Source organism: Rhizobium sp. PL01, assembly GCF_033447125.1.
Classification (GTDB): domain Bacteria; phylum Pseudomonadota; class Alphaproteobacteria; order Rhizobiales; family Rhizobiaceae; genus Pararhizobium.
Genome location: NZ_JAWQUM010000002.1, coordinates 574,270 through 599,174 on the forward strand (window position 1 = coordinate 574,270; position 24,905 = coordinate 599,174).

General features: G+C 58.6%; 24 protein-coding genes. 4 read left to right on the top strand and 20 right to left on the bottom strand.

What is annotated here, in order from left to right:
* Positions 1–7: 7 nt before the first annotated feature.
* From pdhA to R6X40_RS07205, 7 genes are all read right to left on the bottom strand, one after another.
* Positions 8–1,054 carry a pyruvate dehydrogenase (acetyl-transferring) E1 component subunit alpha gene (gene pdhA, locus R6X40_RS07175; RefSeq protein WP_318412195.1) on the bottom strand — a complete coding sequence of 349 codons (1,047 nt, stop codon included), beginning with the start codon at positions 1,052–1,054 and terminating at the stop codon, positions 8–10.
* A gap of 147 nt (positions 1,055–1,201) precedes the next feature.
* Complete coding sequence (locus R6X40_RS07180) at positions 1,202–1,510, bottom strand: septum formation initiator family protein (RefSeq protein WP_318412197.1); 309 nt, start codon at positions 1,508–1,510, stop codon at positions 1,202–1,204.
* Between the two features lie 135 nt (positions 1,511–1,645).
* Complete coding sequence (gene eno / locus R6X40_RS07185; RefSeq protein WP_318412199.1) at positions 1,646–2,920, bottom strand: phosphopyruvate hydratase; 1,275 nt, start codon at positions 2,918–2,920, stop codon at positions 1,646–1,648.
* 133 nt (positions 2,921–3,053) lie between these two features.
* Positions 3,054–3,896, bottom strand: a complete 843-nt coding sequence (kdsA, locus tag R6X40_RS07190) for a 3-deoxy-8-phosphooctulonate synthase (protein ID WP_318412387.1) — start codon at positions 3,894–3,896, stop codon at positions 3,054–3,056.
* Positions 3,896–4,789 carry a VOC family protein gene (locus tag R6X40_RS07195; RefSeq protein ID WP_318412201.1) on the bottom strand — a complete coding sequence of 298 codons (894 nt, stop codon included), beginning with the start codon at positions 4,787–4,789 and terminating at the stop codon, positions 3,896–3,898. Before R6X40_RS07195 ends, kdsA begins: the two co-directional genes overlap by 1 nt.
* Before the next feature lie 138 nt (positions 4,790–4,927).
* Positions 4,928–5,668, bottom strand: coding sequence for an SDR family oxidoreductase (locus R6X40_RS07200; protein WP_318412202.1), 741 nt, complete (start codon positions 5,666–5,668; stop codon positions 4,928–4,930).
* Between the two features lie 48 nt (positions 5,669–5,716).
* Entirely contained in the window at positions 5,717–6,481 is a 765-nt protein-coding gene (locus R6X40_RS07205) for an SDR family oxidoreductase (RefSeq protein WP_318412204.1), read from the bottom strand.
* 150 nt (positions 6,482–6,631) lie between these two features.
* On the opposite strand from R6X40_RS07205, the gene R6X40_RS07210 reads away from it, so the two are divergent.
* Positions 6,632–7,543: a LysR family transcriptional regulator gene (locus tag R6X40_RS07210; RefSeq protein WP_318412206.1), complete on the top strand. Its 912-nt coding sequence runs from the start codon at positions 6,632–6,634 to the stop codon at positions 7,541–7,543.
* Between the two features lie 10 nt (positions 7,544–7,553).
* Here the strand turns inward: R6X40_RS07210 and R6X40_RS07215 are convergent, their stop codons facing one another.
* The 6 genes from R6X40_RS07215 to tpiA form a co-directional block, all read right to left on the bottom strand.
* Positions 7,554–8,126: a transglycosylase SLT domain-containing protein gene (locus R6X40_RS07215; RefSeq protein WP_318412208.1), complete on the bottom strand. Its 573-nt coding sequence runs from the start codon at positions 8,124–8,126 to the stop codon at positions 7,554–7,556.
* 106 nt (positions 8,127–8,232) lie between these two features.
* Positions 8,233–9,939 carry a glycoside hydrolase family 32 protein gene (locus R6X40_RS07220; RefSeq protein ID WP_318412210.1) on the bottom strand — a complete coding sequence of 569 codons (1,707 nt, stop codon included), beginning with the start codon at positions 9,937–9,939 and terminating at the stop codon, positions 8,233–8,235.
* A gap of 192 nt (positions 9,940–10,131) precedes the next feature.
* Positions 10,132–11,346 carry a multidrug effflux MFS transporter gene (locus tag R6X40_RS07225; protein ID WP_318412212.1) on the bottom strand — a complete coding sequence of 405 codons (1,215 nt, stop codon included), beginning with the start codon at positions 11,344–11,346 and terminating at the stop codon, positions 10,132–10,134.
* 223 nt (positions 11,347–11,569) lie between these two features.
* Entirely contained in the window at positions 11,570–13,207 is a 1,638-nt protein-coding gene (locus tag R6X40_RS07230) for a CTP synthase (protein ID WP_318412389.1), read from the bottom strand.
* A 144-nt stretch (positions 13,208–13,351) separates the two neighbouring features.
* A complete protein-coding gene (gene secG, locus R6X40_RS07235) occupies positions 13,352–13,825 on the bottom strand; it encodes a preprotein translocase subunit SecG (RefSeq protein WP_318412214.1) in 474 nt (157 codons plus the stop codon).
* A gap of 267 nt (positions 13,826–14,092) precedes the next feature.
* Positions 14,093–14,863: a triose-phosphate isomerase gene (gene tpiA / locus R6X40_RS07240; RefSeq protein WP_318412215.1), complete on the bottom strand. Its 771-nt coding sequence runs from the start codon at positions 14,861–14,863 to the stop codon at positions 14,093–14,095.
* Between the two features lie 205 nt (positions 14,864–15,068).
* On the opposite strand from tpiA, the gene R6X40_RS07245 reads away from it, so the two are divergent.
* From R6X40_RS07245 to R6X40_RS07255, 3 genes are all read left to right on the top strand, one after another.
* A complete protein-coding gene (locus tag R6X40_RS07245; protein ID WP_318412216.1) occupies positions 15,069–15,635 on the top strand; it encodes a cytochrome b in 567 nt (188 codons plus the stop codon).
* A gap of 64 nt (positions 15,636–15,699) precedes the next feature.
* Entirely contained in the window at positions 15,700–16,296 is a 597-nt protein-coding gene (locus R6X40_RS07250; protein WP_318412217.1) for a YceI family protein, read from the top strand.
* A 205-nt stretch (positions 16,297–16,501) separates the two neighbouring features.
* Entirely contained in the window at positions 16,502–17,050 is a 549-nt protein-coding gene (locus R6X40_RS07255; RefSeq protein WP_318412219.1) for an OmpA family protein, read from the top strand.
* 220 nt (positions 17,051–17,270) lie between these two features.
* Here R6X40_RS07255 and R6X40_RS07260 read toward each other — a convergent pair whose 3' ends face one another.
* The 7 genes from R6X40_RS07260 to R6X40_RS07290 form a co-directional block, all read right to left on the bottom strand.
* Positions 17,271–17,747 (bottom strand): hypothetical protein, encoded by a 477-nt coding sequence (locus tag R6X40_RS07260; protein ID WP_318412221.1) that lies wholly within the window; start codon positions 17,745–17,747, stop codon positions 17,271–17,273.
* Between the two features lie 231 nt (positions 17,748–17,978).
* On the bottom strand, positions 17,979–19,430 hold the full coding sequence (locus tag R6X40_RS07265) for an aspartate aminotransferase family protein (protein WP_318412223.1): 1,452 nt from the start codon (positions 19,428–19,430) through the stop codon (positions 17,979–17,981).
* Positions 19,431–19,447: 17 nt separating this feature from the next.
* Positions 19,448–20,458 carry an NAD(P)-dependent oxidoreductase gene (locus R6X40_RS07270; RefSeq protein WP_318412225.1) on the bottom strand — a complete coding sequence of 337 codons (1,011 nt, stop codon included), beginning with the start codon at positions 20,456–20,458 and terminating at the stop codon, positions 19,448–19,450.
* Positions 20,455–20,895 (bottom strand): transporter, encoded by a 441-nt coding sequence (locus R6X40_RS07275; RefSeq protein WP_318412227.1) that lies wholly within the window; start codon positions 20,893–20,895, stop codon positions 20,455–20,457. The genes R6X40_RS07270 and R6X40_RS07275 overlap by 4 nt, the downstream gene beginning before the upstream one ends.
* Before the next feature lie 94 nt (positions 20,896–20,989).
* A complete protein-coding gene (locus R6X40_RS07280) occupies positions 20,990–22,312 on the bottom strand; it encodes an FAD-binding oxidoreductase (RefSeq protein ID WP_318412229.1) in 1,323 nt (440 codons plus the stop codon).
* Positions 22,309–23,751, bottom strand: a complete 1,443-nt coding sequence (locus R6X40_RS07285; protein WP_318412231.1) for a UbiA family prenyltransferase — start codon at positions 23,749–23,751, stop codon at positions 22,309–22,311. The genes R6X40_RS07280 and R6X40_RS07285 overlap by 4 nt, the downstream gene beginning before the upstream one ends.
* A 126-nt stretch (positions 23,752–23,877) precedes the next feature.
* Positions 23,878–24,762, bottom strand: coding sequence for an alpha/beta hydrolase (locus R6X40_RS07290; RefSeq protein ID WP_318412232.1), 885 nt, complete (start codon positions 24,760–24,762; stop codon positions 23,878–23,880).
* Between the last annotated feature and the right edge of the window lie 143 nt (positions 24,763–24,905).

Genomic DNA, 24,905 nt, shown 5'->3' on the forward strand with positions numbered 1-24,905 from the left:
CCCGGTCTTAAAGCAGAATATCGGTGTAGAGCTCGGATACATCCGGCTCCGGATCGGCCTGGGCAAAATCGGCGCTGTCGGCGACAATGTCGCGAACATCCTTGTCGATTGCCTTCAGCTCGTCTTCGCTCGCCCAGCCGTTCTCCAGCAGGCGCACCCTTACTTTTTCGATCGGGTCGTTCTCGGAGCGCATCTTTTGCACTTCGTCCTTCGAGCGGTACTTGGCCGGGTCGGACATCGAGTGACCACGATAGCGGTAGGTCTGCATTTCGAGGATCATCGGGCCCTTGCCGGCACGGCAATGCTCGACGGCTTCATCACCGGCAGCCTTGACCGCACGCACGTCCATGCCGTCGACCTGGAAGCCCGGAATGCCAAGCGCGACGCCGCGCTGCGAGAAATCATGACCGGCAGAGGCGCGCGACACCGAGGTGCCCATGGCGTAGCGGTTGTTCTCGACAATATAGATCACCGGAAGGTTCCACAGAGCAGCCATGTTGAAGCTCTCGTAGACCTGCCCCTGGTTGGCAGCGCCATCGCCGAAATAGGCAAGCGAGACATTGTCATTGCCGCGGTAGCGGTTGGCAAATGCCAAACCGGTGCCGAGCGACACCTGGGCGCCGACGATGCCGTGGCCGCCATAAAAATTCTTTTCCTTGGAAAACATGTGCATCGAGCCACCCTTGCCGCGGGAAAGCCCGCTGCGGCGGCCGGTCAGCTCAGCCATGACACCACGCGCACTCATGCCGCAGGCCAGCATATGGCCGTGGTCACGATAGGCAGTAATGACCTGATCGCCTTCCTTCAACGCCATCTGCATGCCGACGACGACAGCTTCCTGGCCGATGTAGAGGTGACAGAAACCACCGATGAAGCCCATACCATAGAGCTGGCCGGCCTTTTCCTCGAAACGGCGGATGAGGAGCATTTCGCGGTAGGCCTTCAGATCGGTATCACGATCGAACTCGGCGATCGTGCCCTTTGTGAAGTCCTTTTTAGCTGGCTTTGCAGCGGCCTTGCGACTGGAAACGGACGCGGATTTTCGCGGTGCCATTCAATCCTCCCTATGGTTGGCTTTTGCGGTACCATAGGGAAAGAATGCGATCACAGCAATGCCATATTTGCATGGCTCACATTCCTATCAACACGTTGATAAAAATGACATATTTCGAATTAACCTGTTTTCGGTTAATGCGGCAACTTAGTGAAAAATAACGATTTCGTCGCTGCGGGACATATTCAGGCCGAACCGTGCTTTTTCATCAAGCATGTCGCGCTCAAGCGAGCCGTCACTCAGCAACGCGACTTCTTTTTCCAGAGTTTCGCGCTGCTTCGTCAGCTCATCCAGACGAGCCTGGCGCTCGATACGCTGCCGGTCGAACTTCTCGGTCGCCTTCAATCCATAATCGCCATGGATAGAATGATATCCGAAATAGGAGAGGAAAGCGACGGTGATGAGCGGCATCACAAACCGCCCGAGCTGCCGTTTCTTATGGTGTTTGGTCCACATAGATCATGCCCTGATACGCAATACAAAGACACGCTACCAGCCATTGATTAACCGACCGTTGACCATAAGAAATGGCAGCAAAAAACCCGCGTCCGTTTCCAGACGCGGGTGTCTTCATGTCAAAGCTTGCGGATATCAGCCGCGCAGGATCGAGCGGCCAGCATATTTTGCCTGCGGACCAAGCTGTTCCTCGATGCGGATCAACTGGTTGTACTTGGCAAGACGGTCAGAGCGCGACAGCGAACCGGTCTTGATCTGTCCGCAATTGGTGGCAACGGCGAGATCGGCAATCGTCGAATCTTCGGTTTCGCCCGAGCGGTGCGACATGACGGCGGTGTAGCCGGCCTTGTGGGCTGTTTCGACCGCATCGAGCGTTTCCGAGAGCGAACCGATCTGGTTGACCTTGACGAGGATCGAGTTGGCGACGCCCATCTTGATACCGTCGCGCAGGCGCGAGGAGTTGGTGACGAACAGATCGTCGCCGACCAGCTGGCACTTCTTGCCGGCGAGCTCGGTCAGTGTCTTCCAGCCTTCCCAGTCGTCTTCAGCCATGCCGTCTTCGATCGAAGCGATCGGGTACTTTGCAGCCAGTTCGGCCAGGTATTCGGCCATGGCGCCTGGCTCGAGAGTGCGGCCCTCGCCTTCCATGACGTACTTGCCGTCCTTGAAGAATTCGGTCGAGGCGCAATCGAGGCCGAGGAACATGTCTTCGCCCGGCTTGTAGCCAGCCTTTTCGATCGACTTCATAATGAAATCGAGCGCTTCCGACGCGCTGTTGAGGCCCGGTGCAAAACCGCCTTCATCGCCAACATTGGTGTTGTGGCCCTTGGCCGACAGTTCTTTCTTCAGAACGTGGAACACTTCCGCCCCCATGCGGACGGCGTCGCGCAGGCTTTCGGCGCCAACCGGCAGGATCATGAATTCCTGAAAGTCGATCGGGTTGTCGGCATGGGCGCCACCGTTGATGATGTTCATCATCGGCACCGGCAGCAGGCGGGCGTTCGGGCCGCCGACATAGCGGAACAGCGGCAGGTTGGAGGCTTCGGCAGCGGCCTTGGCAACGGCGAGCGAAATGCCGAGGATGGCGTTGGCGCCGAGACGCGACTTGTTGGCCGTACCGTCCAGTTCGATCATCGTGGCGTCGATGTGGAGCTGGTCTTCAGCATCCATGCCGCCGATCGCTTCGAAGATTTCACCGTTGACGGCTTCGACTGCCTTTTCGACACCCTTGCCGTGATAGCGCTTGCCGCCATCGCGCAGTTCGACGGCTTCATGTGCGCCGGTGGAAGCGCCCGACGGAACGGCGGCGCGGCCAAAGCTGCCGTCTTCGAGATGGACGTCGACTTCGACGGTCGGGTTACCCCGGCTGTCGAGAATTTCGCGGCCGATGATGTCGATGATTGCAGTCATGATCTCTTCCCTGCTTCAAACGTGGTGGTGGAGGATGGCCCTGTCATAATTCATGGACCGGAAATTACAATGGCGGGCCCGAGCAATTGCAGCCCGGCGCCCGGCCTTCAAAAAAAATTCACAAAGCCCGCCTTCAGCGTTTTGCAACCGCATCGAATGCCAGCAACGTCTCCAGCAGACGCGGCATGTCCTTCAGATGCACCATGTTCGGGCCATCGGACGGCGAATTGTCCGGATCCTCATGCGTCTCGATGAACACACCGGCGACGCCGACAGCAACAGCTGCACGTGCCAAGGTTTCGACGAATTCGCGCTGCCCGCCCGACGATGCGCCCTGCCCGCCCGGCTGCTGCACGGAATGGGTGGCGTCGAAGATCACCGGGGCGCCAAGGCTCGCCATGATCGGCAGCGAGCGCATGTCAGAGACGAGTGTGTTGTAGCCGAAGGAAGCGCCGCGTTCGCACAGAAGCACGTTCGGATTGCCACTTTCTGTGAACTTGGCGAGCACGTTCTTCATGTCCCAAGGAGCCAAAAACTGACCCTTCTTGACGTTGATGACACGGCCGGTCTTCGCAGCGGCAATCAAAAGATCCGTCTGACGGGAGAGGAAAGCAGGGATCTGCAGGATATCAACCGTCGGCGCGACCAGTGCGCACTGCTCTTCCGTGTGAATGTCGGTGATAACCGGGAAGCCGTATTCCTTCTTGAGATCGGCAAAGATTTCCATCGCCTTTTCAAGGCCGATGCCGCGCTTGCCGGAGATCGACGTGCGGTTAGCCTTGTCGAAGGACGATTTATAGACAAAGCCAAGACCGAGCGACTTGCAGAGTTCGACCATTGTGCCGGCTATCATGAAGGCATGATCGCGGCTTTCCATCTGGCAGGGACCGGCGATCAGCGACAGTTTCTGCGTGTTGGAAAACACCACCTGGGAGGCACCGCTACCGGCCACCACGTTTGCATTGGTCTGCATGATTATTCTCCGAATGCGAAGATGACACCCTGCCCCGGAGTCTCCGGAACGATCAGGCGATTGTCTTTTCTGATGAAGGACACTGCATTGGCAGTGAGTAGCTGTTCGGTCGCAGCGAGATCGGCAACCTTGAAGACAATGGCCCGGCCGCGCAGGCCGCGCGAATGGCCCGGTGTCTTCTTATCGAAGAAGCCCGCCATGCCGGCCGGGTTGAGGACGGAAATCTTGACGCCGTTGCGCGTCTCGATGTCCATGCCGAAAGAATGCGCAGAAACCTCGCGCTCATCGACCACTTCCTGCAGGATATACTGGAAATCGGTCGGATTGGGCTCCGACAGCACGACTTCGGCCACACCCTTGACGCCGTTCGCATGAGTTTCCAAAGCGGAACGGTCCGATGGCAACGACTTGACGCGCTGACAGCTGAAAAAAAAGAAATCAGGCGCGCGCAAATCGGCGGCAAAGGACAGGCGAAAGCTGCCGACAGCCTCGGAACCATCCGGCAGCTTCATCGGCCGCGAAAACTCCAACATGTCGCCAGCCGAAATGCCTCGTTCCTGAAACCGGACGTGGTCGGCTTTTGCGTCGTCCGTGCTTACCACTATTGCGGAAAAGCCGTCCTGTCCGCGCCGGAACCTGTAGGCCTGGTCCCGGCCTGTAAAGACATTACCGGCCAGTGCAGCCGCTTCGCATTGCTCGCGCTGGGCGATCCCCAGAGGCTCAAGATAGGTCTTGTCGGCAAAGAAGACGCAGGCGTTTTCGGTGCCGAAGGGATGGAGCGCATCCGCAGCGACGGTAAAGCCAAGCTGCTCGTAGCGATACCTGGCCGTTGCCAGATCGATAACCGGCAGGACCAGATGGTCGAGCAGACGGGGTGTACGGGAGGCGGCGCTCATGAATTTCCCTGTAACTGGTCGTTGGTTGGTGCTTTGCCCTTTTTGACCGTCGATTTCAAGGAAATGTTGAATTGTCGACTTTGTGTTGATCGCAACCGCATGGCCCAACGCTGGAGGCCGGGCCATGCGGATCATCGATCAGAGAGTGCTCATGCCGCCATCGATGATCAATTCGCTGCCAACCGTAAAAGCCGATTCGTCGGAAGCGAGGAAAACCACGGCCTTGGCGATTTCACTCGGATTGCCAAATCGGCCGACCGGGATCTTGGCCGCAGCCATGGCTTGCGTATCCGCAGCCGACATTCCGAGCTTGCCGTAGAGCGGCGTCGAGACCGGACCAGGACTGACGGCATTGACGCGGATGCCGCGGCCGATCAATTCACCGGACAGGGTTTTGGCAAAGGACAGCAAGGCAGACTTGGTCAGCGCGTAAACGCTGGTGTTCGGCATGCCGATATGGGCGTTGATCGACGTATTCAGCACGATGGAAGCCGGATTGGCCAGGATTGGCAGAAGCGCCTGGATCAGGAAGAACGGGCCTTTGACGTTGATTGCGACGGAGCGATCGAAAGCCTCTTCGTCGAACTGCTCGATCGGCCGGAAATCCGCGGCACCGGCATTGACGAACAGGATGTCGAGATGACCGAATGCCTCCCCGACAGTCTCGGCGATCGCCTTCTGTCCGGCGACATCACCGGCGTCGGCCTGGATGAAAACGACCCCATCCCCGAGTTCGGCGCGCGCCGTTTCAATATTTTTCGGGTTTGTGCCTGTAACGGCGACGCGAGCGCCCTCGGCGATGAACTGGCGGGCGGTTTCAAGACCGATACCGCTGGTGCCGCCGGTGATCAGGGCTGTCTTGTTCTGCAGGCGTGACATGATGAAGCTCCTTGAATGATGCGTGATTACTGGGGTTCAGTTGAAAAGTCAGGTGCGGGTGATCGAGGCGCCGCCGTCAACCAGCGAGGCAGTGCCGGTGACGAAGGCAGAATCGTCGGACGCGAGATACAATACCGAGCGGGCAAGTTCTTCAGGTGCTGCGACACGCTTCAGCGCATGCAGATTGGTGATGAAGGATTGCGATTCCGGCGTGTTGTTCATCTCGCGGTACATATCCGTATCAACAGCGCCGGGCAGGATGGCATTGACGCGCACGCCCTGCGGACCGAATTCTGCAGCAAGTGCCTGTGTCAGGCCGATCAGGCCGGCCTTCGAGGCGGCATAAGCGGCAACGCCCGGAAAGGCAAAACTGTAGCCGACGAAAGTCGAGGTGAAGATCACCGAGCCTGCGCCATGCTTGATCATTTCGGCGATCTGGTGCTTGGCGCCAAGGAACGAGCCGGTGAGGTTGATGGCAATTGCATCACTCCAGCCCTGTTCGGAGACACCGGTGGAAGGGCCCGCCTCGCCAAGTGTACCGGCATTGTTGAAGGCGATGTCGAGGCGGCCGTATTTTTCAACCGCCAGAGCGACAAGTGCCTTGGCGTATTCCTCCGAGCGGACGTCACCGGCCAGAGCGACGGCTTGCCCGCCCTCTGCCTTAATCTCGGCTACGAGTTCATCAAGCTCGTTCTGGCGGCGGGCGCCGACAACGAGTTTTGCACCTTCGGCTGCAAAAAGCTTGGCGGTGGCGCGGCCGATACCGGCGCTGGCACCGGTGACGATTGCGACTTTGTTGGACAGGCGTTCCATGATGTCTTCCTCTTCGGCAGATCGGTTGAGACGCCGTGTCGGCTGCCTCTTCATACCGTTTCATGCCGTTTGCTTGAGGTGAATATGGCTTTATTCCAGCGTTCGGATTAGTCTTCAAATCAAGGAACTCGTATCCGGAAAAACCGAACGATGATGAAGCTCGACGGGATTGCCAGTTTTGTCGCCGTGGCCGAAAGCGGCTCGATCAGCGAGGCGGCGCGGCGGCTGCGGTTGTCGAAATCCGTGGTCAGCGAGCGGCTGGCCGAACTGGAACGCAGCCTTGGCGCCGGCCTGCTCCACCGCACGACGCGCAAGCTCACCCTAACGGAGGATGGAGCCGCTTTTCTCGAGCGGGCTCACCGGATCGTTCAGGAGATCGAGGCGGCTACATCCGATATGGCCGAGCGGCGCGGCACGATCTCCGGCCCCTTGCGCATTTCCGCACCGGTCACTTTCGGCCGCATGCATCTTGGCCCAGCGCTCTATCCGTTTCTGGCGGACCATCCCGAACTTCAATTGACACTCGATCTCGATGACCGGCGTGTCGATGCAGCAGCGGACGGATATGATGCCGTGGTGCGCAACGGCCCGATCGCCGATTCCCGGCTCATGGCCTGGCGTCTCGCACCGAGCCGGCGCGTGCTGGTCGCTTCACCGGCCTATCTCAGAGACAACGGCAAGCCGGCGTCCATCGAGGACCTCGAACAGCATCGCGGCATCTTCTACACCAACCGCGGCGTGGCCGATTGGCGATTTCCCAGCGTCGGTGGCACCGTCATCGTGCGTGGGAAAATGGGCCTTGGCCTGAACAACGGCGACATGCTGCGCGACGCCGCCATCGCCGGGCTCGGCATCGCACTCATTCCGATGTTCATCGTCGGCGCACAGGTTGCGGCCGGCGAACTCGAGACAATCGATATAGGCGTCCAGCCGGAGCTTGAATATATCCACATCGCCCATCCGGAAGGACGGCGGCCGTCGGTCAAGTTAAAAGCGCTGGCCGATCATCTGCGCGCCGCGTTCGGCAGCCCGCCCTACTGGGATCCGGCATTTTCAAAATGAGGCATTCGGATCAGTTGCAGGAACGCAACTGCTTGGCATAGGAATTGGCGATGTTTGCTGAGCGCTGGGCGGCTTTCTGCAACTGGGTATTGCCGCGCCAGCCGCCCTTTCTGTAGCCGGCATCCCCAAGATAATAAGCCAGATAGAGATTGTAGGCATCGTTGCGGGCGATACCGTTCTTCCGGCTGTTTTTATTGTGGTACCAGGCGACGAAATGGATAGCGTCGGAGAATTTCGTCCGCCGCGCCATCAGGTTTCCGGTCGAGCGTTTGTATTCTGACCACGTGCCATTCAGCGCCTGCGAGAAACCATAGGCCGTCGATTGCCGCTTCCAGGGGATGAACCCGAACAGTTTGGTGCGCGGCGGCCGGGCATTCGGGCGGAAGCCGGATTCGGTGTAAATCGTCGCCATAAGGATATGCACGGGAACGCCATATTCGCGCTCGGCGTGGTTTGCGGCGCGCTGCCAATTGTTGAACCAGCCGTCGCGCTGCTCGAAAATCGCGCAGGCGTTCCGTGTGTCTCTAGGGGCACTCGCACAGCCAGCCAGCAGCAGAAGGGCGACGATAAACGCAATACGCATCGCTTCAGATCTCTCACTTTCAGAGAGATTACTAACCGGTAAACGTTAAAGATCGGTTTTTAGATAAATCGACCCCTGCCCTAGTGCGCCCTCACGCCGAAAAACTCTATAATTTCAATGCAAAAATTCTGCCTGACGTTACGTAACCTTGCGCCGCGTCAAGACGCACCGAGCGGACCGGTTCAAACCCTTCGATCCGCTTTGTTCCTGCCCACCGGCCATGATCGGCGAAGACTTCGAGGGAGCCTGCGTCGAGGAAAATCCGCAGGGTGGAAGGCCGCGCACCGCGCGCGATATAACGCGGACCGGGCGCCGCCCCCGGCAGGGCGTAGAGGATCGACAACCCCTCCGCATCGAGTTGCAGCGCCAGATCGACGTCCGGATGATCGAAATGGAGAACGAAGGATGCGCCAGGCCACGACAAGTCCAGAACGATTTCGACCGCGCCGTTCTCGAGCCGGACAGTTTCGCCCGCCACAAGCCTAGTATCGTCGATCACCCCATTGCGTATGCTGTCAACCGCCGCAACCGGTGGCGTCAGGATAGCGCCATCGTGAAGACGCAGGTTGCGTGGCAACGTCATCGCCGTTGGAAAATCGATCGTGTGGGAGACATCCGCCCAGTTGGCGAGCCAGCCGATGCCGACCGGTATACCGTCGTCGACGAAGGCCTGAAATGCATAATTGTCGGTGGCGAAGTCCAGTTCCTGCTCAAAGTCCGTCTGGAAACGAACGCCATCGAAATGACCGACGGCAATCAGCGTCAAGTTCTTGCGTCCGGTATCGGCGTGCGTGCTGTTCATAAGCCCATAGATCAGCCCCCAACGAGTCTGTGGATCGGCGGCCGGACCATCGAGCGGCAAGAGGCAGGGGCATTCGATCACCGCCGTGCCGAACCGTTCCTCCAGAAGCAGCGTACCAGTGAAACGCCAGCCATCGGCGGCTGCCGGATCGTCCGTCTCGTAGAGAAGAATGACACCGCCCTGCTGGCTAAGGCTGCCGAGCACCATTTTCCACAGTCCATCCGGCCCTTTGACCACGTAAGGATCGCGAAAATCGAGCGTCAGGCCGAGGCCCGCTGGCCGACTGGGCAAGATAACCTGCGCCTCGCTGGCAGTGATGATGTTGTGAGAGGTAGCGGTCAATTGCACTTGGGTTTCGGGCGTGCGGTCGATCACCTGCTCGGTGAAGAAGACGCGGATGCCACCCTCATTGTCGATCGGAATGGCGGAACCAGAAAAGGCCCCGCCCCGCCGATCCGGGCGTGCGGTCAGGTCTTCGGAGGGAAACAGGAAGATCGGCATGTGATGCCAGTGGACGTAATCCTCCGACACCGCATGTCCCCAGTGCATCGTGTTCCAGCGAAGACCGTGGGAATAATGCTGATAGAACAGGTGTGGTCGCCCGGCAAACCGGCCAAAACCATTGGGATCGTTCATCCAGCCGAACGGCGGGCGGAAGTGATAGCCGTGCGGCACGGGGGCCGGCGCATTGGCGGCACTGGTGTGCATCACCGTAATGCCCTTTTCCACCACCTCGGCTGCGTTGAAAAAATAAGCGACGGAAACCGCTGTGGTCGCGGTGTCATAGATGCAGGCAAGGTCGCCACCGCTTGTGGCGATGAAGGTGCGGAAGACATATTCCTCCGCATTGCTGACCGAAACCTCGCCGATCTTGTCGCCACCGAGCATGAAGGCCATTGTCCCCGGTGCATCCGGCGTGACCGCCTTCAACCAGACATGAAGCGTTGCGCTGACCGGGACTTCTGCCTGCAAAGTCCTGTGTGTTTCCGTGCCGGCAGCATCCGTCATCATACATTCCTTCCTCAGGTGCGCAGCCGGCTTCCATTGGAGGAAATGATGCGCGCCTTTACAAAAGCCATTCCAGCGACCTAGCGCCGAAGGGCGCGATGTAAAGGCGAAAACCGGAAACCCAAGACATCAGGAAGCGCCCCCGCACGGTGTCTGCCGTGAAATGAAAGCCGTCAGATAGTCGCCGTCTGCTACCTAGCGAGCCGCTTCGACTGGCGAAGGGTCGCCCTGCATTGCCAGTTCCGCCAGAATGAGCGCGCTGACACCTGCGATACAATAACCTGCTGCCAGGTACGTGGTCATACCATCGTAGAAATGACCGATTCCGATAGCGAACAGGGTGGCGATGAGGCTCGATCCCGACGCGATCAGTGATGCGCCCAGGCCCGCAACCTGTCCAAGAGAACGCATCGCCATGGCATTGAGATTGCCGAACAATATGCCAATGGCGAAGAAGGCTGAGAAACAGAACACCATCAACGCGGCAAGCGGCAGAAGGCCGCCCCAGAGCACGGATGCGAGCAGCATCAGAAGACCGGTCGATGCCAATCCCATGAAGGCGGTACGCGCCATGGTATCCATCCCAAACCGCAGCACGAGCTCTGCATTGAGAAAGGAAGAAAGTCCCACGCCCGTGGCCAGCATCGCAAAATAGAGAGGGAAGGTGTCCTTGATTCCATAGGCGTCAAAGAACAGATCGGCCGCCGTGCTGAGATAGAGAAGCTGCGCACCGAACACGATACCGGTCGCAATAATCAGCAACACTACCCGGCGTTTTGACAGGATACGCCGGCCGTTCAAAAACAGCAGCTTCGGCCGGAAGGGTATGCGTTTTTCGGCAGGCAGTGTTTCGGGTTGCCGCATCGCCAGCCAAAGGCCAAGCAACACCGCCATCACAAGATAGACGCCGAAGACCGATCGCCACCCGGCGAACGAAATCAATCCCTGTGCCAAGGCAGGGGCCAGCATTGGCACGAGAATGAAGAGCGTGAACATCAGGGACATCACACGCGCCATCGCTTCGCCCTCGAACTGATCACGGATCATGGCGCGCGTTGCGATCTTCGGGCCGGACACGCCAAGGCCCTGAAGAAACCGGCCAAGGATCACCATTTCGAGCGATCCGGCCAACATGGCCGTGATTGTTCCGGCCATATAGACGCCGAGGCCGAGCACGAGCGCCTTTTTCCGCCCCATCGCATCGGACAGTGGCCCCAGGAGCAATTCACCGAACGCCATACCGAAAATGAAGAGCGATATGACGTGCTGAGTGGAAAGCGGGGGCGCGGTACCAACATCCTCGCTGATCTGGCGTAACCCAGGCAACAATGCGTCGATGCTGAGCGAAGTCAGCGAGGTCAGAAGAGCATAGAGGGCAATGCGTTCGCGAAAGCTGATGGAGGATGTCATGGGCCGCGTGCAACAAGAAGGGATCAGCTTCGACCTGTACCAGCTTCCCGGCAAAGTTTCGCATTTTTGTCGCGCAACAGCTAAACTTCACGACAAACTTCATCTTACCGGAAATTTGAGACGTCTTCGACATGGAAACACCCGCAAAGCGTGGCTTTTGCGGGTGTTTTTGCAGCTAGAAATATTTGGCTTTCAAAGTGGACCGGATGGGACCACCTCGTTCCTAAACCAGTCGGCTCTGCTCGACTGCGGCTTCGATGAAGCTGGCAAACAGCGGGTGCGGGTCGAGTGGGCGGCTCTTCAGTTCCGGGTGGTACTGGACGCCGATGAACCACGGGTGATCCGGGTATTCGACGGTTTCCGGCAGGATACCGTCCGGCGACATGCCGGAGAATTCCAAACCGCAGGCTTCCAGCCGATCCTTGTAATCGACATTCACCTCGTAACGGTGACGGTGGCGCTCGGAAATCTCGGTCGAACCGTAGATATCGGCGATCTTGGTGCCCTTCTTCAGGCTCGCCTTGTAGGCGCCAAGACGCATGGTACCACCGAGATCGCCCGACGCTGCGCGCTTCTCCAGCGCATTGCCCTTGACCCATTCCGTCATCAGGCCAACGACCGGCTCTTCGGTCTTGCCGAATTCGGTCGACGAGGCCTTTTCGATGCCGGCGAGATTGCGGGCCGCTTCAACGACCGCCATCTGCATGCCGAAGCAGATGCCGAAATACGGTACCTTGCGCTCGCGGGCAAACCGCACAGCCTGGATCTTGCCCTCGGAACCGCGTTCGCCAAAACCGCCGGGAACGAGAATGCCGTTGACCTTTTCGAGATAAGGCGACGGATCTTCCTTTTCGAAGACCTCCGCCTCGATCCATTCGAGCTTCACCTTGATCCGGTTGGCAATGCCACCGTGGTAGAGCGCCTCGATCAGCGACTTGTAAGCATCCTTGAGGCCGGTGTACTTGCCGACGATAGCGATGGTGACTTCGCCCTCCGGCGTGCCGATACGGTTGGCGACTTCAAGCCAGTTCTCGATACGGGGCGCCGGTGCCGGTTCAATACCGAAGGCGGCCAAGACCTCGTTGTCGAGGCCTTCGCGGTGATAGGCGATCGGCACGTCATAAATCGAAGCCACGTCCAGTGCCTGAATAACGGCAGACGCACGAACGTTGCAGAACAACGACAGCTTGCGGCGTTCGGCTTCCGGGATTTCGCGGTCGGCGCGCACCAGCAGGATATCGGGATGAATGCCGAGCGCCTGCAGTTCCTTGACGGAATGCTGGGTTGGCTTGGTCTTCAACTCGCCGGCCGCAGCGATATATGGCATCAGCGTCAGGTGGAGATAGATCGCGGTACCACGCGGAAGATCATTCTTCAGCTGGCGGATCGCCTCCATAAACGGCATCGCTTCGATGTCGCCGACGGTGCCGCCGATTTCGCAGATGACGAAATCGAAATCGTCATTACCTTCGGTGACAAAATTCTTGATCTCGTTGGTGACATGCGGAATGACCTGAACGGTCGCGCCGAGGTAGTCGCCGCGGCGTTCCTTGTCGATGATGTTCTTGTAGATGCGGCCGGTGGTAATGTTGTCGGTCTTGGTCGCCGAGCGGCCGGTAAAGCGCTCGTAGTGACCGAGATCGAGGTCCGTCTCCGCGCCGTCATCCGTCACGAACACTTCGCCGTGCTGCGTCGGGCTCATGGTGCCCGGATCGACGTTCAGATAGGGGTCAAGTTTGCGAATCCGCACCCGGTAACCCCGGGCCTGCAGCAACGCTCCGAGAGCAGCTGCGGCGATCCCTTTACCAAGGGACGAAACCACGCCGCCAGTGATGAATACATATCGCGCCATGGGCTTCACCGGATACCGTTTCAAAAATGATTCCGCCACCGAAAAATTCATCTTTCAGAATTTTTCCGTTCAAAAAGTTCAGGTGGCAAAATTCAAACAAAAGAAAACCGGCGGAAGACTGGCTTCCGCCGGCGATTATATCTGCTTCCGGCCTTACTGGCCGCTTGGAACGTCCGAACCGGATGTTGCCGGCTTTGTCTCGGTCGTCGCAGGGGTCTGCGTGGCAGGTGTCTGTGTCGTCGCCGGCGTGGTGGTCGCAGGCGTCTGTGTATTGGCGCCGGACTGCGCCGGTGTCTGCGCAGGCGTCTCGCCAGCTGGCGGCGTCGTGCCACCACCGAGCGAATCAAGCACGCCCTTGCCGTTGTTGGTCGTGCCGGGGATCCGGTCGAGAACGTCGGTCGCATTCGGCTGGTAGCGGGCCAGAATGCCCATGCCGAGCGCCAGAACAAAGAACAGGGCTGCGAGGATCGCGGTGGTACGGGTCAAAGCATTGGCTGTACCACGGGCAGACATGAAGCCCGAACCGCCGCCGATGCCGAGGCCGCCGCCTTCGGAACGCTGAATCAGCACGACGCCGATCAGCGCCAGAACAACCATGAGATAGATGACAAGCAATACGGTCTGCATTTTGTCCAGTCCTGCCTTAGATCACGCTCAGTCCGGCTTCACAAAAGCCGAAGACCTGACACGCGATCGAGTGATCGTCCGTCATAGGAGACGCAGCGAAATTGCAACGCAAGTTTCGACGTCCGCTCCAAGCGGAAAAGATTAGTGTTGGCGGCTGCATATACCAAGCCACCGCGCATTAAAAGCCCCTGCCCGTCTCTCCATGGACTTAATACCAAGGATCGGCGGACAGAAACCTAAAGGACGGCTTAGCGCCAATCGCTGGCATCAAGCCGTCAATTCTTCATACGCCCGGTAAATGGCGAGGAAGTCGTCGGCTTTCAAGCTTGCTCCGCCGATCAGAGCACCATCGACATTGGCAATGCCCATCAATTCCTTTGCGTTACCCGGCTTGACCGAACCGCCGTAGAGAATGCGCATCTTGGCGCCGGCCGGGCCGAAGCGTGCGACCAGTTCGGAACGCTGGAAGGCATGCGCCTCCTCGACGTCCGCTGCGGTCGGCGTCAGGCCGGTGCCGATCGCCCAGACCGGCTCATAGGCAATAACGGTGTTTTCAGCAGTCGCACTATTCGGAATGGAGCCTGCCAGCTGGCGCTTCAGCACGTCCAACGTCTGGCCTGCCTTGCGCTCGTCACCGGTTTCACCGATGCAGATGATGGCGATCAGGTCGGCGGCATAGGCAGCCTCGGCCTTTGCCCGAACGAGTGCATCCGTTTCCTTATGGTCGGTGCGGCGCTCGGAATGGCCGACGATCACGTGGGTGCCGAAGCAATCGGCGATCATTTCAGCCGAGACATCGCCGGTATGGGCGCCGGAAACCTTGTCATGACAATCCTGCGCACCGATCAGAAGCGGGCTGTCGTCGCACAGCGCCGTTGCCACATAGAGCAGCGTCGCCGGTGGGCAGATCAGCGTTTCGACCTTTGCGGACAGACCGCCCTTGACGCCTTCCGCCATCGCCTTGATCTGATCGAGCGAAGCCCGCAAACCATTCATTTTCCAGTTTCCGGCAACAAGCGGTTTTACGTCGGGCGTCATGTCGTCTCCTTAAGGGCATTGTCCTTTTCCCGGCAAAGGCCCTAGCAAATAAGCCGGACAAAGAAAAGCACGCCGGCGAACACGGCACCCATGCTGCGCCTGATATCCCAAGCTCCTGTATCGAAACCGTGAAGGACACACGGCTTGTTCGGCCATGCGGAAAGAGCGATGATTCGACAGAGCTTTTGACAGTCGGAGATCAGTGATGCTGCGCAACGGGCTGGACGCGTTCGGATGGGTGACCATCCTTCTTCACTGGACGATTGCCATTCTGATCGCCGGGCTACTGGTGCTCGGTTACGCCATGGCCCGGCCGGGCATCGACCCGGTGCTGCAATTCGACCTGTTCCAGTGGCACAAGTCGTTCGGGTTCACCGCGCTTGGCTTTTGCGTCATCCGGGTCCTCTGGTGGCTTGCCGGAAAGCATCCGGCGCCCGTGGCCGGGCTTTCGGCCCGCGAAAGACATGCAAGCTTTCTCGTTCATATCCTGCTGCTTTGCCTGACGCTCGCGGTGCCGGTCACCGGCTGGGCGCTTGCCTCGACCTCGACGCTGGACATTCCGAGCTTCTATTTCAATATCGTCGTCATCCCGCATCTGCCGCTGGAGAAATCCGCCCTCGCCGAGGCCTTGTGGACAACCGCCCATGCAGTCCTCGCCTATAGTCTGGCCGCGCTTGTCCTGCTGCATGCCGGTGCGGCCCTGCACCATCATTTCATCCGGCACGATGCGGTGCTTGTCCGCATGCTGCGCAACAGGCGACAGAATGGCTAGGAATATTCCTCACCCATCGTGCGTCTTACCGAGCGCCAACCAAGCATCGGGAAGGATCGTAACAATGTCCGCACACTTCACGACAATCACCGCCACATGGATAACACTCGCAGGCTTCGTACTGCCCGCATCCGCCTCTCAGGCCAAGGCGCCGACATTGGATGACGCAGCCGGCCGCTACGACATCGATGGATCCTCGCAGATCAATTTCAAAGTCGGCCAGGTCGGCGGTGGCGGTGGCATTTCCGGAAAATTCACAAAATTCTCTGGCACGTTCCAGCTGGATAGCGGTGACATCGGCAAATCCGTGGTGGAATTTGCGCTCTTTCCGGAAACGGTCCAGACCGGCGAGCCACGTATCGAGAGTTTCCTGCGCTCCACCGCCGTGTTCGACACCACGAACTATCCGAAGATCATCTTCCGCTCGACGAAGATCACCCGTACCGGTGAAGACACCGCCGACATCGAAGGCAATCTCACGGCCAAGGGCACGACCAGAACCGAACATTTTGACGCGACGCTGACCAAATGGAACAAGCGGATCATCGGCTTTCACATTCAAGGTGGCGTCTACCGCACCCGCTATGACATGTCGGTGGGAATACCGATCTATTCCAACATCGTGCAGTTCGACATGATGGTGAACGGGCAAAAACACTAGTCTTCACGATACCGCCGGGCTGCGCCCTTCCAATGTCCGCAGACTGTTCCTGCGGGAACAGGTCAGCCAGCCGCTCAAGGCCCAAGATGGCTTGACGTCGCCGCTCCCTGTCTGGGAATTGACGGCGTATGGATGCAATTCTACTCTTGCCTGCATTGCTTGTTCTTCACTTATTTCATGGCTTGGGAACCCGGGGCGGATGCATGTGGTATGCTTTTTCAAATCTCTGGTTTTCAGCCTCGGCCTGCTTCCGGTCGCCGCAAGCGCACAGGACGTATTGACCACGGCAACGCCGGACCTTCTGGTCCGCTCGCTCAATCCCGTGCTGGTGCAAAGGGAAAAAACGCGCGGATTGAAGATCGTCGGCGCCAAGGACCTGGAGCAGGTCAACAGCTATGGCGACACGCTCGCAGCGACGGTCAATCTCGCCGTCAACTTTCGCTTCGGCTCAGCCGAACTGACACCGCAGGCAGAGCGCCTTCTCGACAATGTTGGCATGGCGCTGCAATCCAGCGACCTTAAATCCTACCGGTTCGTCATCGGCGGCCATACGGATGCGGCCGGCAGCGATGCAGACAATCTCGATCTCAGCCGGGCGCGAGCCGCATCGGCGACGCAGTATCTGCTGGCGCATTACCAGATCGATCCTCGGCGGCTCGTCCTGCGCGCCTTCGGCGAAACCGCCCTGCTCTTTCCGGCCGATCCCGAAGACGGCCGCAATCGCCGGGTCGAGATTTCGACGCTGAAACAGTAGATTGACCGATTGGCTTTATGCCCATCCGCAGTCTCCATTGTGGCCGGACTGAAGCTATCCCGGCGGGAAGCATGAGCCCGCGAGAAGATGTTGAATGCCGCGAAGTGGGAGGCCGATTATGGTCCAAATAAACCGCCGCGCCGTGCTGACCAGAATACGCCGAAATCGGATATTGCAAGTTTGTATTCCGTGCACTCGCTGCATGGAGCGTAAGGCCGCGCTAGCCGGAATAGCTGAATACAACAATGCCCTCGACGGTATCAACTAGCCAGATGCCTTCATGATTACGAGATAGGCTGAAATAGGATGTGTTGCCACCAGCCACCTTTTGCAGATCGAAGCTATAGCCTGGGCCATTACAACCGCCACTGTTGAGCGCATAGACTGGTTCGTCCAGTGGCACAGGGGTCTGGGCCCACTTGCTATACGGATTACGCTCGGAATTGCTGATCGGTTTCGCGTTGGGTCCTTCAAAGGCTTTCAAGCCTATCGTGCGAACTTTTTCCGTCATGCTCAATGAAAGCCGATAAACGGCGTAATCGCATCCATCGATGAACCCGGCGAGTGACGCCCATGCAATCAGTTGGGGCCTCTCCAGCACCCGTGGTGTCCCAAGCGTCCAAGCAGGCGGCACAACATTCAGCGGATAGACTGTCAAAACGCATACGAGGAAAATATGAGCGGCGGTTAGTTTCATTCTGCCCGTTATCTTGCTTTCGTACCGAGTTGGTAGGCTGGGATATGTCAAGTAGGCGATGAACCACAATAGGGCGCAAAGCGGATAACGATGTTATCACGTCTCGCCCAAGGCAAGCTCGGAGGCACTTCACTTCGATACGCCAATTGGCAGAGCGCCGCCCTGACGGCGGAATCAAAAAAGGCACGGCGCATGCGGCACCGTACCCCTTTCTCGAGTTCAACGCTTCGATCAGCCGAACTGGCTGCCGACGAAATCCTTGACGATGCGGATGATACCGCGGCCAAGCAGGTCATCGAGGGCGTCGCAGAGCTGGTCGACATGCTGGCGCTCGCAGATCAGCGGCGGCAAAAGCCGGATGACGTTACGGTTATACTCCGTGAACGCCACCAGCGTATCGTAGTCGCGCAGCAGTAGCGCGCCGATGAAGCCCGACAGCGAGCCCTTCAACTTGTCGTCCAACACCGCCACCACCGGCCGCAGCACGAGCGGCAACGTCTGGCTGAAATCCTGGAACTCAAGGCCGATCATCAGGCCCTGCCCGCGCACGTCCTTGATGATCTTCGGATATTTTTCCTTCAGCGTGGTAAGGCGTTCCAACAGGTACTCGCCCTGCACGGCTGAGTTCTCGATCAGGTCCTCGTCATAGAGAACGTTCAAAGTCTCGATCGCCGTAATGCAGGCCTCGCCGATGCCGCCGAACGTGGCATGGGCATGGATCATCGCAGTCTTCGGCGTGCCATAGGCCTTCATGTAGATTTCGCGGCGGGCGATCATCGCGGCCATGGCCGTCTTGCCACCGCCGAGCGACTTGGCGACCGCGGTGATATCAGGCACCACGTTGGCATATTCGAAGGCGAAGAAGCGGCCGGACCGGCCGACGCCGCACTGCACCTCATCAGCCACCCAGATGACGCCGTGCTTGTTGCAGAGCGCGCGAACTTCCTGCCAGAACTCTGGCGGTGCGATGTTGATGCCGCCGCCGCCCTGAATGGTTTCCAGCACGAGGACGCCGATCGTCGGATCGCTCTCGAAAGCACGGCGGATCGCCTCAATCTCGCCGAAGGGAACCTTGACGTTGTTTTCAAGCAGCTTGAACTCGCCGCGATAAAGTGGACCGTCGGTGATCGACAATACACCGCGCGTCTTGCCGTGGAAGGAGTTCTCGGCATAGACGATGCGCGGCCGCTTCGGGCCGGCAACGCGCTCGGCAAGCTTGATGGCAGCTTCCATGGCCTCCGAGCCGGAGGAGCCGAGGAACACCATGTCGAGGTCGCCCGGCGCGATCTCGGCGAGGTTCTTGGCGAGTGCCGCAGCATATTGCGACATGAAGGCGATACCGATCTCGTGGCGATTCTCGTCCTGGAACTGTTTTCGCGCGGATATCAGGCGCTGATGGTTGTGGCCGAGCGCCAACGAACCGAAACCACCGAAAAAGTCGAGAATCTTTCGACCATTCTGGTCGACGTAATACATACCCTCGGCCGTCTCGATCTTTATCTTGTTGAAACCGAGCAGCTTCATGAAGTGAAGCTGCCCCGGATTCAGGTGCTCCTTGAACAGCGTCGTCATGTCGGCGACGCTCATATCCTTGGCCTGTTCAACCGTCAGGAGGTTGGGCTTGCTGATGCCGCCTGAAAGGGCGGGCGCGTCGATGGCGACAGATTGCGTTTTGTCGAGCATTGTCCTGATCCCCTGGTTCATTCGGCCGGTACGGCGGTTGTCTGTGCGAAAAGCTTACCGGCTTTCTTGGCGCGGTATTCGTCATAGGCTGCGATCAGCATGGCGCCGTCATTGTACTGCGCCTTCCAGCCAAGCTCCTTCTTGAGCTTGCCGGTTTCGCGAATGCACATCTCGTCGGCGATCAGGTACTGTTCCGGATCCATGATCGGCATGTTGACGAAATCGAAGGCAGCCAGCGTCGCCTTCACCGCAAAGCCCGGTGTCGGTAAAAGGAACGATTTCGAACCGGCATGGACGATCAGGTCGCCGAGCAGCTTTTTCACCGAGGGCGGATTGTCGGAGCCGAGATTGTAGGCCTCGTTCGGTACGCCGCCCTTCCAGGCAAGACGCGCAGCTTCGGCGCAATCGAACACCGAGATGAACTGGTACGGATTCTTGCCCGAACCGATCATCGGCACCGGCAGGTTGGCGTCGATCAGCTTGAACAGCTTTTCCAGGATGCCGAGGCGGCCAGGGCCGATGATCAGGCGCGGCCGGAAGATCGAGATGTTCATGCCCTGCTTGCGCCATTCGGCGGCGAGCTGCTCGGTTGCCCATTTCGACTTGCCGTATTCACCCAAGGGCTTCGCCGGATGCGCCTCGGTTTGCGGCGACATCACCGTATGCCCGTAGATCATATCGGTGGTGAACTGCACCAGCCGGTTGGCGCCGGACTTTGCCGTCGCCTTCATGATGTTTTCAGCGCCGTAATAGTTGACCGGCCAGAAGAACTGCCAGCGCTTGGAGCGCACCTGCAACGGCGACAGCATCTTGGCCGCCATGTTGTAGACCATGTCGTCCGGGCCGATCTCGACCTTCATCACATCATCGGCGTTGGTGACGTCGCAATGGACAAAACGGGCACGGGCGTAATGTGGCAGGTCGGACTTGGCTATATCGGCAACGAGAACCTCTTCACCGTCCTGGACCAAACGCTCTGCGAGATGACGACCGACGAAACCGTCACCGCCGAAAATGATATGTTTCATGATGCACTCCCGATTTTTGCTGTTTTTGCGCCCGCTGCTTCAAGCGAAGGCTGCTCCTCGTGCGAGGACATGCCGGACTGGGCGATGAGAATGGTTCCGACGCAGATGAAGCCAATGCCGGCGATGCGCCAGGCGTTCAGATCCTCGTGGAAGACGAAATAGGCAAAGACGGCCACTGCCACATAGGCAAGGCTCAGAAATGGATAGGCGAAGGAAAGTTCCACCTTCGACAATACGTAAAGATGCGACACCATCGAAATGACGAAGGTCGCAAGTCCGGCGAAAACCCAGGGGTTGAAAACCACCTGGAAAATGCGGGCAATGAAAGTATCAGCCGTGAAGCTCAACGGTCCGAGCGACAGCATGCCTTGTTTGAGCATGACTTGTGCCGCAGCGTTGGTAATCACGGTGAAGAGAATGAATACGATATACTTCATGTTAAAATCCCCTATTCCCGTCGCAATACCTACAGGCAAGAGCCGTATATTCCGTGAAATTCCCGCGTTTATTTAATTCAAATTGTTCGTATTCTCATTTTGGCAAAGCCAAAGCCGTCCGCTTCCAGAAATTCGAGACCATTGCCGGATCACGTAGTGCTTCCAGCTTGCGCCATTGCGGGAACGAGAAATCAAAGGTTTGCGGGCTCATCCGGGCATCCTTGTAGGGATTGATGGCACCGCCAGCCTCGACAACCATGGCGTCCAGACGGTTGAGGAGCTTAAGGGTCTCTTCACCCTGATTGGCGAAATCCAGCGTCAGTGTAAAACCAGGCCTCGGAAAGGATAAAAGTCCGCCGGATGTCTGCTCCCCGAACTTTTTCAAAACGGTGAGGAAGGAGGCGTGGCCAGCCTTGCGGGCGGTCTCCAGCAGCTGTGCCGTCAGCTCCGGCGCGTTCTCTGACGGATAGACACTCTGGTGCTGGTAGAGGCCCTTGGGGCCATACAGCCGGTTCCAGTTGCCGATGGCATCCAGCGGGTGGAAGTAACCCGGCCACTTGACTGTCTTGACCGTTTCACCCGGCTTTTCCTTACGGAAATACAGCTCGTTGAACGCCTTCAGCGTGAGCGTGTTCAGGAGATTAAACGGCGGCGCAAACGGCACAGCCAACCGCCTTGCACGCGGCATGTCGGGAAACTCGCAGGAAGCATCGGCATGGTCGCCAGCAAGAAGAACGCCCCTGCCCGTGCGTTTTCCGGTCGCCAACTGATCGATCCACGCGACGGAATATTCATGCTCGCCGTCAACGGTTTCGACCATACCGAAATATTCGTCCAGACTGTCGAAACGGATGGCGTGCTGCTGGATGTGGGCTGACGGCACCTTCATCAGCTGCAGATCAACCGACACAATCAATCCCGTCAGGCCCATGCCGGCGATGGTGGCAAAGAACAAATCACGGTTTTCCGCTGGCGAGCACGTCAGCACTTCGCCGTTCGACCGCAACAATGTCAGACTGAGCACATGCTTGCCGAACGTGCCGCGTGCGTGATGGTTCTTGCCGTGAACGTCGTTAGCGACAGCACCGGCGACGGTGACCGAAGCCGTTCCCGGCGTCACCGGCAGGAAAAACCGGTGCGGGATCGCCGTTTCGAGAATGGCGCGAAGCGTTACGCCTGCGTCGCAGGAGATGATCCCGGTTCCCGGATCAAACCCGATGATACGAGTGCGCACCCGGCTTTCGATCAGCCTGCCGTGATCATTGTGGCAGCTATCGCCATAGGATCTTCCGTTGCCGAACGGCAGGAAGGCGCCAGGTGCCACATTTTCACGGAGGTTCTCGTAGGCATCGGGCGATACGGACTGCCGGGCGCGGCAATCAATCCGGCCCCAGCTGTCAAATTCAGCGGCGGTCATGGCGTTCCCATAGCACCGGCGAGCACAAACCCTGCGCCGATCGCCATGGTCACAAGGCTGCGCCAGTCGCGCATGATGAACACCACCGGATCCTCATGCAGCATGCCACGGCGCGCCAGCATCCAGATGCGCAGCAGCATGTAGAGCACCAGAGGGCAAAGCGGCCAGAGCGCCCAGTCCAGCGTGTACATCTCCTGCATTTCCTTGCTGTGGATATAGAGCGCCAGAACCAGCGCGGCAGCGAACGCAGAAGAGACGCCTGCCTGCCCGACCATTTCGAAATCGACGGCCAGATAGCCGCGCCCGGGCACCTGGTTGCCGTCACGGCCATCATACTCGTCGAGTTCGACATAGCGTTTGACCAGCGCCAGGCTAAGGAAAAAGAAGATCGAGAACGACAGCAGCCAGAAGGAAAGTTCTGTGCCGGTCGCCGCTGCACCGGCGATGATGCGAACCGTGTAAAGCCCTGCCAGCGTGAAGACATCAACCAGCAGCTTGCGCTTGAGTACAAACGTATAAGCCGTCGTCGCCAGGGCATAGAAGCCGAGTACAAGGGCGAAATCAGAAGGCAGCACAGCCGTCAGCGACAGCGAAGCCACCAGTAGGCACAGCGCCATCATCAGGCCCATCGGCACCGACATCTGGCCGCTGGCCAGCGGCCGGTTGCGTTTCTTGGGATGGCGCCGGTCGTTGGTGAGATCCGACAGGTCGTTGACCACATAGACGGCAGAGGCAAGAAAACTGAAGGCAAAGAACGCGAGGATGACATTGACCACCGCATCCATGTGCAGAATGTCATGATTGAGGATCATCGGCACGCCGATCAGCACGTTCTTTGCCCATTGATGCACGCGGATCGATTTCAAGGCTGCAAAACGAGAGGCCTTGCCGAGATCAAGCCGCTCGGCATCATGCGCCCGGCGCCATTTCTCGGCGGCGGCATCCGGCGCCACGACAATCGCCTTGCGCGCTGCGTCAAACACCGGCACGTCATCGCGGCTGTTGCCCATATAGTCAAAACCGCCCTCGCCGAACTGTTCGATCAGCTTTTCCCGCTTGCGGCGGCTGGTAAGGTTGATGTCCGTGGTGCTGTGCAGGACAGACGAAAAAGCGCCGGTATGGGCAGCAACCCCGAGTGCCACGCTTTCGGCGGCGCCGGTAACAAGGATGATCTGCCGGCCGGTTTCGCGCTCGCGCGTCAGACGCTTGAGCACCGCCTCGCGATAAGGCCAGTCGGCCGCCTGCCGTCCGGAGCGCGCAGCAACTTCGTATTTCAGCCGTGCCTTGCCCTTCGACATCCAGACAAGCACTGCAAACAACATCAGCGGATTGCGCAAAAGAATGATCGCCACGCCCTCCCAGAGCGTGTCAGCAGCAAGCAATGTGCCATCAAGATCGACGCACAGCGGAATATGCCGCGTTTCTGTTCGAGCATCCATAAGATCAAACCCCAAGAATATATACCCGGGACAGTCCCATGATCAGCTTTCTAAAGTGCAAACAGCGCTCGCGTTAGAGTTTCAAATTGCTGCGTTGGTTAACAAATCCCGGATATATTAGGAGCTTCAATCAAGTCCGATCCAGTTCAACGCATCGCGCCAATCGGTCATGCGAACGGGGGTTCCATGCGACCCGGTCTGGAACAGGACGAAGCGGCTGGGATAATTCGCTTTCTTCAAGGAACGGTAGAACGCAATCTGACCGGCTGCGGCATAGACGGTGTCATCACTGCCATGGCTGAAGAAGATCGGTAGCTTCTTTTTGTAGGCGGCACTCTTGCTGAAGGCCGGGTCGGTCGGGCCTCCCATGATCATCATGCCCTTGAGAGCACCAACCGCCTGCGGATTGCGGGTGAGGCCCCAGCAGATGAAGCTACCCATCGAGGCGCAGGCAAGCACGACCGGCCTGTCCGGTGATTGCTGCCGGGCATAGGCGATCAATCCCGCGATATCCGCAACGCCCGCATCATCAAACGAGCGCATGCTCGGTGCATAATAAACACCGCCATTGTCGACAGCGAGGTTCTTCAGCCGGTTGAAATTGCCGCCGAACGACCAGTCATTGGCACCCAACCGCCTGTCGCCGCCCCGGCCATGGATGAAAATGACTGTGAATGCCGCACCGGCCGCGGCGCCGACGCGCATCACATCAAGTGGCCGGTTACCGGTATCGATCGTCTCATTGACCTGCTCACGCTTGACGCCGAGCGACACATAGGCACGTTTTACCCGGCGCTCCGGTTCCTGATCGCGGGCGTGGAGATCGCGCATTTTCTGGTAGTCTACGACGCGGTAATCACCGTCATCCGCAGTCTCAAGCACAATTCCGTAGGAAAACAGCTCGTCCTTGAATGGCTTCAGCGGTGCGGCCTGCAGTGGCAAAGCCAGAGCGGTGCCGACGGCACAGCCCAAAAGAACGCGAAAGACCAAATGAGCTGTGGACAGGTGCATCCTGAATGTTCCTCGTTTGATCCAAGCCTTGCCATCAGACCTTCCGCAACGCAACAGTTGGGGCTATTGAAGGCAGCGTATCGGCGCGCGCCGACTGAGCCATATGGCCTGGTCGCTCTCGCGCCAAGAATTTGGCAGAATTC